General features: G+C 39.6%; 1 protein-coding gene. It reads left to right on the top strand.

The window, feature by feature from the left end; all coding sequences use genetic code 11:
• Positions 1 to 308 precede the first annotated feature (308 nt).
• On the top strand, positions 309 to 1,535 hold the full coding sequence (locus tag ASE01S_RS15305) for an IS110 family RNA-guided transposase (protein ID WP_067844420.1): 1,227 nt from the start codon (positions 309 to 311) through the stop codon (positions 1,533 to 1,535).
• Positions 1,536 to 1,692 lie beyond the last annotated feature (157 nt).

Below are 1,692 nucleotides of genomic sequence, written 5' to 3'. Positions count from 1 at the left end.
TTTTTATTTCTTGTCTTGGATACTGCGTGATGTTCCTAGATAATAGAATTGGAATGGATCCAACTGGGAATATGCTGTCGTCTCCTGTAGAAAAACTACGATGAAAGACTGTGACCCAGACAATTGTTGTACTGCAAACGCACAAGCTGTATCGATTTGTCACTGAACCAAAATTAGTAGGCTTTGGGCAGCTTTTAGTGACAAATCATGGAATACTCATACGCGAGGTTGTTGTTAGGCAATTGTTTCTAGGGATATCCCGCAGTATCCAAGCTTATTCCAAAATCATATGAAAGGAGGTCCTTTCCATGAAATTGTTCGTAGGTATTGATGTTAGTTCTAAACAACTTGATGTGTGTTTCCTCGATAGTGAAGATACACGTTTAACGGAAGAAACACTTTCCAATGACATCAACGGTGCAAATAAAATCAAAGAAAACATTCTAGCTTATAATGGACAGTATCGTTACGAGAACATTGTTGTCGGGATGGAATCCACATCCGTATACAGCTTTCATCCAGCTACTTTATTAGCCAGTGATGTGGACTTACAGAGGATTGGTGTAGAAGTGGTTACACAGAATCCTAAGGCCATCCATCGATTTAAAGGCTTATTTGAAGAAGACAAGACAGATCGTATTGATGCCTTTCGCATTGCCGATTTCCTTCGATTCGGACGTTATAATAAGTCCTTAATCAGAGAAGAAAAATATGTTGCACTTCAAAGATTAACGCGTTCACGATATCAGATTATCCAGCAATTAACGGAATGTAAGCAACACTTCCTTGAAAATCTTTATTACAAGTGCAATACACTTTCCAAAGAGGTGGAAACATCTGTTTTTGGGTCTACGATGATGGATTTGTTAGCCGAATCGTTATCTTTAGATGACATTGCCAATATGGAATTAGAAGAATTGGCTAGCTTCCTTCAAAAGAAAGGGAAAGGTCGCTTTAGTGATCCTGAAAAATTAGCTAAATCCATTAAGAAGGCCATTCGTGACTCCTATCGTCTTGGAAAGGTGATCCAAGACTCTGTGGATATTGTCTTAGCTACATACGCCAAATTGATAAGAACGCTAAATAAACAGATAAAAGAACTGGAAAAAGCGATTGAAGACTTATTTGAAATCCTTCCAGAAGCTCAAAGCCTAAAGAGCGTACCTGGTATTGGATCTGTTTATGCCGCCGGTATTATCGCTGAAATTGGGCAGATTGAACGCTTTGAAACACAAGCACAGCTAGCCAAGTACGCTGGCCTCTATTGGAAAAAATCACAATCAGGTGACTTTGAATCGGAACGAACTCCCAGGGTGAAAACAGGAAATCATTATCTTCGTTACTACTTAGTTGAAGCTGCCAACTCTGTTCAGCGAAATGAGCCTGTTTACCGTGAGTTTTACTTAAAGAAATATAAAGAAGTTCCGAAGTATCAACATAAAAGAGCCCTTGTCATGACTGCGAGAAAACTTGTGCGTTTGGTGGATGTGCTACTACGCAATCACCAACTCTACACGCCAGAAAGGAGCGTGTAAATCAGAAGCTAAATGCTTTTGAATCCTTGCAGCGAGCCCGAACGGGCATTCTGTCTTTGGTGCGGGTCTAGTTCAGTGTGCTCTTTTTCTTCCTGCCAAATGGTTTTTGTTCTTATCTTTTAATTTTTTCCACTTGACTTATTACCACAAGTCTTTT

Source organism: Amphibacillus sediminis NBRC 103570 (assembly GCF_001552275.1).
GTDB classification, from domain to species: Bacteria; Bacillota; Bacilli; order Bacillales; family Amphibacillaceae; genus Amphibacillus_B; species Amphibacillus_B sediminis.
This window is presented reverse-complemented; position numbering and strand designations above follow the sequence as displayed.

Bases quoted from the DNA above. Each gene is read 5' to 3' on its own strand.
- ASE01S_RS15305 (WP_067844420.1), top strand. From the start codon at position 309: ATGAAATTGTTCGTAGGTATTGATGTTAGTTCTAAACAACTTGATGTG.